Genomic DNA, 7,365 nt, shown 5'->3' on the forward strand with positions numbered 1-7,365 from the left:
GCATGTGACTTTTTAGATTTAACGAATTGTAACGCTAAAAAGTTAACACGCCCAATAACAGGAGCTCGCCCAGGTGGCATTACCCAACAAAGTAAAAAAGTTGCTTAGCGATGCTGAACAACTGAGTGATTATCGCGATTGTTCTAGCTATTTTTATAAATGGTTACATAACGAATTTTCTAAACAACCGGTTGGGAATTTAATTAATGCCCGGGCTGAGTTTATTGACCGCCTACTTATCAAACTGTTTCATGTTTACGATTTAGCTCATGAATCTGATTTAGCATTAATTGCGGTAGGCGGATATGGGCGCGGAGAACTGCACCCCTACTCCGACATCGACTTTTTGTTACTTGTTACACAGCAACCAAGTGAAGAAGTGTGTGAAAAAATAGGTCAGTTTGTCACTATGTTATGGGATCTCAATTTAGAGATAGGTCATAGCGTACATACAATAGATCAAGCAATTGAAAAAAAGCGTGACGATGTCACCTTTGCCACCAGCTTACTCGAAAGTCGCCTTATATTTGGTAATCACATTGAGTTTGAAAAACTCAAAATGCATATTATCGAAACACCAGTATGGCGCTCTGGTGAATTTTTTACTGCTAAAGTTCAAGAGCAAAACTTACGTCACAGAAAGTGCCACGGCACCGCGTATAATCTTGAGCCAAACATTAAAGAAAACCCAGGTGGTCTGCGCGACTTGCAAACCATTATTTGGGTAGCAAAAAAGCACTTTAGAACAGAAACTCTGCAAGAGTTAATAAGCCACGGCTACTTAACTCACGAAGAGTTTCAAGAGCTCTCAGAGTGTCTAGAAAACCTATGGAACATTCGCTTTGCACTGCATTTAGCCGCAGGACGAGCCGAAAACCGCTTATTGTTTGATCATCAACCCCAAGCCGCTGAAATTTTAGGTTTTGGTAGCGACGGCAAAGCGTCTGTTGAACGTATGATGAAACGCTTATTTAGAATAATGAGCCGCGTACGAGAACTAAACCAAATGCTACTTTCATACTTTGAACAAAGTATAATGCCCGAAAGTAGTGAAAATATGGTGATAGAACTCGACAGAAACTTTGAACAAGTTGGTCATCAAATAAGAGTTAAAGATCCGTCAGTATTTTTTAGACGTGACCAACTCTTTGTATTATTTGAGCACATAGCCGACAACCCAGCAATAACGCATATTTACCCAAGTACTATTCGAACTATTCGCCAAGTACGCCGTCGTTTATTGGGCGATTTACAAGATTACGCAGCGTGTCGTGAAGCTTTTTTACGTCTTGTTAAACACCCTAACGGCATGGGTCGCGCGTTTACGTTAATGCATAAACACGGCATGCTTGCTGCCTATTTGCCGCAATGGCGAAATATATTTGGGCAAATGCAATTTGATTTATTTCATGCCTATACTGTTGATGAGCACACCCACAAGCTAATTAAAAATATATACCAATATTTTAATAAAACAGGTATCAGCGAATTTCCTATTTGTAGTGAAATTGTCACTCGAATGGATAAACCTGAGCTGCTTTATTTAGCCGGTATTTTTCATGATATAGCCAAAGGGCGTGGCGGCGATCACTCAGAGCTCGGCGCGGTCGATGCTATAGCTTTTGCTAAATTACATGGTTTTTCATCGGCTGATGCTAAGCTAGTTGCATGGCTTGTAAGTAACCATTTACTTATGTCGGTTACTGCGCAGCGTAAAGACATTAACGACCCTGCTGTAATAAAAGACTTTGCAACACGCATAAAAACAGAGCGCCAACTCGACTACCTATATTGTTTAACCGTTGCCGATATACGCGCAACAAACGATAACCTATGGAACGATTGGAAAAACACCCTACTGCGTGAGCTTTACTTGCATACGCAACGCGCATTGCGATTAGGGCTCGAAAACCCGATGGATCAACGCGACCAAATTCGTGATAAAAAACACCAAGCAAAACAGCGCCTTATTAACTTAGGCTATGCTGAGGAAAAAATTGATTTAATTTGGAGTCGTTTTAAAGCAAATTACTACACCGCTTTTAGCGAACAACAAATATCGTGGCAAAGTGAGCATTTATTAAATAGCCCCGACTTAAGCCAGCCTAGTGTTGTTGTATCAAATAGAGCAATGCACGGCGGTACACAAGTGTTTGTATACAGCCCATATTCTAGCGTATTGTTTGCGCGTTTGGTGAGTGTAATTGGCTCTAAAAAAGCGCAAATACAGCATGCGCAGGTGCTTACCACCAAAGATGGCTACGTACTATTTAGCTTTGTAATACTGGAAGTTAATGGCGAGCCTATTGCAAGTGGGCGTGCGCAATCGATTAAACGCGGATTAGAGCAAGCGCTTAGCGACCCTCGTAGAAAAATACGCTTTAAAAAGAACCGCTCACAGCGCTTTAAAGACTTTAATATTAAACCTAAAATTATACTGCGACCACATGCACGTAAAGACCGCAGCTTAATAGAAATTCAAGCCGTCGATATACAAGGTTTATTGACCAAAATAGCCGAAGTTTTCCAAGCGCATTTACTACACATTCACGCTGCCCGTATTACCACGGTAGGTGAACGTGCTGAGGATTTCTTTGTTGTATCAAATAACGAATACCAAGCACTGACTGATGAAGAGCAAGCAAAGATTCATCAGGCATTACGTAAAAAATTCAACGCCGAAACAGAATAGAGGACACACATGTCAGATTTAAAAACGATGATCGAAAACGCATGGGACAACCGCGATAGCATTAGCCCAAGCACAGTATCAAGCGACGTAAAACAAGCTATTATCGACGCACTAGATTTACTTGACAGCGGCGCAGCACGCGTTGCTGAAAAAATATCAGGTGAATGGGTTGTACACCAATGGCTTAAAAAAGCAGTATTACTGTCGTTTCGTATTCGCGACAACCAACCAATGAACGACGGCGTAAACCAGTTTTACGACAAAGTACCACTTAAATTTAGCGACTACACGCCAGAGCAGTTTCAGCAAGGCGGTATGCGCGTAGTGCCAAACGCAGTAGCGCGTAAAGGCAGCTTTGTAGGTAAAAACGTAGTACTTATGCCATCGTACGTAAACATTGGCGCATACGTTGACGATGGCACCATGGTTGATACATGGGCGACTGTAGGCTCGTGTGCACAAATTGGTAAGAACGTACATTTATCAGGTGGCGTAGGCATAGGCGGCGTTTTAGAGCCTTTACAAGCTAACCCTACAATCATTGAAGACAACTGCTTTATTGGCGCACGTTCTGAAATTGTGGAAGGCGTAATTGTTGAAGAAGGCGCGGTAATTTCAATGGGCGTTTACATCAGCCAAAGCACCCGTATTTATGACCGCGAAACAGGCGAAATTCACTACGGTCGTGTACCAGCAGGCGCAGTAGTTGTACCAGGCGCACTACCTTCAAAAGATGGCACTCACAGCCTTTACGCTGCAATCATCGTGAAGAAAGTAGATAAGCAAACACGTGAAAAAGTAGGCATCAACGCCCTACTACGCTCAATTGATGAGTAATCGTCGGTTGAGTTGAGGGAAACGAAACCCAACGATACTTTAAAGTTAAGTGTTTTAGCTAAACTTTAATTGTATATAGAAAGCTCTAAGCCTTTGGGTTTGGAGCTTTTTTGTTTATGGCAATAAACTCTCAATCAAGTAGCATTATTTTTGTCTTAATAAATAACGTATTAACTGGATCTTCTATCTTAAAGTCATACATGTAGTCTGTTTCTTTATTAAATCTTTTTAAGTAATAATTAGCTAATGGATCATAGCGATTCTCATGCAGCCAACTGTAAAACTTCCCTAACTCATAACTTAGCTTTCGACTGAGATCTGACTTGGGTTCAAGAAGCCCATCATTATCCAAATCTATAATATTCATTAATTGAAGGTTTATTTTTATTTCATCAATTAATGGCTCTAGTGACTTTCTATAATTGGTAGCTTTAATTTCTAGATTTGTCTCTAAAGGTTCTGCTTCGTAAACCATAATTAAATTATCAATAACATCATTATAATAATCATTGTTTAACCTTATCTCAGACTCGTTTTTTAAAATATATAACTGTTCTAAATTGGATGATTTAGTCTCTATAGGTTGCCTAGTTAAATTCAGCTTAAAATCGTTAAATAATTTTGTTATTGCTTGAGATAAAACATCTAGATAGTCATACCTCTTAAGAAGAAAGCAAAACAGCTCGTTAGAGTTAAGAACCATAACTAAATCACTCTCACCCACTTTATTACTATATAAATTAACAGTAAGTTCACCATTCTCCATGTGGTTATCGTAAGGCCAACTAGCAAATCTTTTACAATCTGTATGATTTAAGTTTACTGGATGCGCGCCAAATGAGGCTCTTATCGATTTGAAATAACTGTTATCATCCTCGTCAAATAAACGATTTGTGAAACATTCTTTTTCACCAGAGAAAGGTAAAGTCTTTGGGTTTATAAACACTCGGTGTAGTTGGGTTATTGATTCTGAAACAAGATCTATCGCAGAAATTAAAGAAAACATCTGCATAACACGCATATCAATATTTTCCTCTAATCCTGGAGGATATTGTAAATACCTAATCGATACAGTGATCCAATCCATACAAGAACAAATTATATTCCATTGATTTTTATCATTTTTGTTATTATAAGACTTATAAACAAAACTTGAATTGGAATTTACTAGATCTCTAAAGTCAGAAATCTTGTCATCCTTGATCACCTTTATCATTAAATTTTCACTCTGAAGCTCGTTATTAACTCTAAAATATCACTAAAAATATAAACGTATAAAGAAAAAAGGAATGTTTTAATCTAGGTCGAAAGAAAGTATTGGTGGTAAAAAAAGCACCGAGGTAAATAAGTTCATTAAAGATTCGTTGGGTTTCGTTTCACTCTACCCAACCTACGCTAATAACCACTCCAAAACCAAAAAAGCACTTATAAAAATAAGTGCCTTTGTTGGTTTGCTCAATTAGGGTGGTTTACAGCGCGTTAAATACGTCGTCTGTTTTAGCTGCGCAAATAAAATCGTTTTTGTGTAGGCCTTTAATTGAATGGCTCCACCATGTAACTGTTACTTTGCCCCACTCGGTTAATAAACCAGGGTGATGACCTTCGTCCTCAGCCATGTCACCGACTTTGTTAGTAAACGCGATAGCTTGTTTAAAGTTTTTAAATTTATAAACACGCTCAAGCTGCATAATGCCGTCGCGTACTTCTGGAACCCAGTCTGGGATTTTAGTAATTAATTGCGCTAACTCTTCGTCAGATACTTTTGGCGCATCTACGTGGCAGGCTTCGCATTTTTGTGCACTTAATGAAGTCATTCTAAATCCTTACTTTTAGCTTTTTAGCATTAATGTTTAACTGGCTAATTTTTCTTTTGGTGGAAATTTTGGGTCGTGCAAGCCAAGCTCTTTAGCTCGCTCAACCAAAGTCATAACATCCATTTGCGATATATCAAACAGATCATGAATCGAATTTATGGTGTAGTACTGTGGTTGCATAATATCAATACGGTACGGAGTACGCAGTACATCAAGCACATTCATTGGGCTGATTACTGGTGTATTTGAGTACACGTATTGTGTCTCCCCTGGGCTTGATAAAATACCGCCGCCGTAAATACGCAAGCCATCTTCGGTTTGCATTAAACCAAACTCAACTGTAAACCAGTAAACGCGTGCAAGGTATACACGGTCTTTCTTTTGCGCTGCGTAAGCTAACTGCCCGTATTTATGCGTAAACTCAGCAAAGTCTGGGTTACTTAACATTGCACAGTGACCAAATATTTCATGAAAAATATCTGGTTCTTGCAGGTAGTCAAATTCTTCACGGCTTCGAATAAACGTTGCAATAGGAAACTGCTTATTAGCAAGTAATCTAAAAAACTCATCAAAGTCGATAAGCGCTGGAACAGGGGTTACTTGCCAACCGGTAGTTGCTAGCAACACTTCGTTCAACTCGCTTAATTGCGGAATGCGATCGTGTGGCAGGTTAATTACTTTTAAACCTTCCATGTACTCGTTACACGCTTTGCCTTCTATGCATTTAAGTTGACGTGCTACGAGTTCAGACCAAATTTTATTTTCTTCATCACTCCAATGTATAACCCCATTTTCGTCTGGTGTTTTGGAGGTGTATTTACTTGCTTTAGCCATAAGTACCTTCTTGGGGTTAACCTTAAATCGGTGTAAGTGTGATACTTAAAATCAATCAAATATCGAATGACCCCATACTATGCAAAAGTGAAGAGAAGTTTAATAGGTAGGCTAACATCTGTAATTGGCACGATCACAACATTCGTAAATATAAATTTACACCAGTGACCACAATAAAATACAGACCTTTAAATAAAGGTCTACAGAAGCAAAAACACTGTACACATTTAAATACAGCTATTGAATTTGAGTGAAAGCATGGTCTAAATCATCAATAATATCGTTAACATTTTCAAGCCCAACTGATAGACGGATCAAGCCATCACTTATTCCTGCTGCAGCTCGCTCTTCGGGAGTATAAGGTGAGTGAGTCATTGAAGCTGGATGCTGAATAAGAGTTTCAGCATCACCTAAACTTACTGCTAAAGTACAAAGTTTCATACTATCAATAAACTGCGCGCCGTCTTGTAACGTGCCTTTTATTTCAAATGCAATAACACCACCAGCGGCTTTCATTTGATTACCAATAAACTTATGACCAGGATGCGATTTAAGCCCTGGATAATATACGGTGCTCACTTGTGGATGTGCTTCTAGATATTCGGCAATAATTTGTGCGCTTTGACAATGGCGCTCTATTCTTATAGCAAGGGTTTTTAAACCTCGGTTAATTAACCATGCGTCATGTGGGCTAATAGTTGCGCCAATATCTTTTAATACGGTCATTTTAATAAGCGTTATATGCTCAAGCGAGCCACATACAATACCCGCTACTACATCGCCGTGCCCGTTTAAGTACTTAGTTGCACTGTGCACTATTATATCAATGCCGTATTTTTTAGGCGATTGCAGTAAAGGCGTTAAAAAGGTGTTGTCGACCACACTAATTAAGTTGTGCTGCTTTGCTACACTGCAAATAAGTGCTAAATCGATTACTGCCATGGTGGGGTTAATGGGTGTTTCTACAAATATCATTTTTGAATTAGGTTTAATTGCTGCGCGTAATTCGGCTTCGTTAGTCATATCAACAAAAGTGACTTCGATTCCCCAGCGCGGCAACATATGCGAGAAAAACGCGAAGGTACATCCATATAAAGCACTTGAAGCAACAAGGTGATCTCCTTGCGATAAAAAGCTTAATACCGACGCAGACACTGCCCCCATTCCGGTTGCGGTTGCAGCTGCGGC

Annotated in this window: 6 protein-coding genes; 2 read left to right on the forward strand and 4 right to left on the reverse strand. The window is 39.4% G+C overall.

What is annotated here, in order from left to right; genetic code table 11:
• Positions 1–73 precede the first annotated feature (73 nt).
• Both glnD and dapD read left to right on the forward strand, forming a co-directional pair.
• Positions 74–2,692, forward strand: a complete 2,619-nt coding sequence (glnD, locus tag L647_RS0118800) for a [protein-PII] uridylyltransferase (RefSeq protein ID WP_024612409.1) — start codon at positions 74–76, stop codon at positions 2,690–2,692.
• Positions 2,693–2,701: 9 nt separating this feature from the next.
• Complete coding sequence (gene dapD, locus L647_RS0118805) at positions 2,702–3,529, forward strand: 2,3,4,5-tetrahydropyridine-2,6-dicarboxylate N-succinyltransferase (protein WP_002958324.1); 828 nt, start codon at positions 2,702–2,704, stop codon at positions 3,527–3,529.
• A 130-nt stretch (positions 3,530–3,659) separates the two neighbouring features.
• On the opposite strand, the gene L647_RS0118810 is transcribed toward dapD, so the two are convergent.
• From L647_RS0118810 to L647_RS0118825, 4 genes are all read right to left on the reverse strand, one after another.
• On the reverse strand, positions 3,660–4,745 hold the full coding sequence (locus L647_RS0118810; RefSeq protein ID WP_024612410.1) for a hypothetical protein: 1,086 nt from the start codon (positions 4,743–4,745) through the stop codon (positions 3,660–3,662).
• A 253-nt stretch (positions 4,746–4,998) separates the two neighbouring features.
• Positions 4,999–5,343, reverse strand: a complete 345-nt coding sequence (locus L647_RS0118815; protein ID WP_024612411.1) for a 4a-hydroxytetrahydrobiopterin dehydratase — start codon at positions 5,341–5,343, stop codon at positions 4,999–5,001.
• Positions 5,344–5,379: 36 nt separating this feature from the next.
• The gene (phhA, locus tag L647_RS0118820; protein WP_024612412.1) at positions 5,380–6,177 is read right to left on the reverse strand and encodes a phenylalanine 4-monooxygenase; all 798 of its coding nucleotides are present in this window, start codon (positions 6,175–6,177) and stop codon (positions 5,380–5,382) included.
• A gap of 237 nt (positions 6,178–6,414) precedes the next feature.
• The coding region (locus L647_RS0118825) for an aminotransferase class I/II-fold pyridoxal phosphate-dependent enzyme (protein ID WP_024612413.1) at positions 6,415–7,365 on the reverse strand (951 nt) is incomplete at its 5' end.

The organism is Pseudoalteromonas sp. TB64 (assembly GCF_000498095.1).
Classification (GTDB): Bacteria; Pseudomonadota; Gammaproteobacteria; order Enterobacterales; family Alteromonadaceae; genus Pseudoalteromonas.

Bases quoted from the DNA above. Each gene is read 5' to 3' on its own strand.
- dapD (WP_002958324.1), top strand. From the start codon at position 2,702: ATGTCAGATTTAAAAACGATGATCGAAAACGCATGGGACAACCGCGAT.
- phhA (WP_024612412.1), bottom strand. From the start codon at position 6,177: ATGGCTAAAGCAAGTAAATACACCTCCAAAACACCAGACGAAAATGGG.
- L647_RS0118815 (WP_024612411.1), bottom strand. From the start codon at position 5,343: ATGACTTCATTAAGTGCACAAAAATGCGAAGCCTGCCACGTAGATGCG.
- L647_RS0118810 (WP_024612410.1), bottom strand. From the start codon at position 4,745: ATGATAAAGGTGATCAAGGATGACAAGATTTCTGACTTTAGAGATCTA.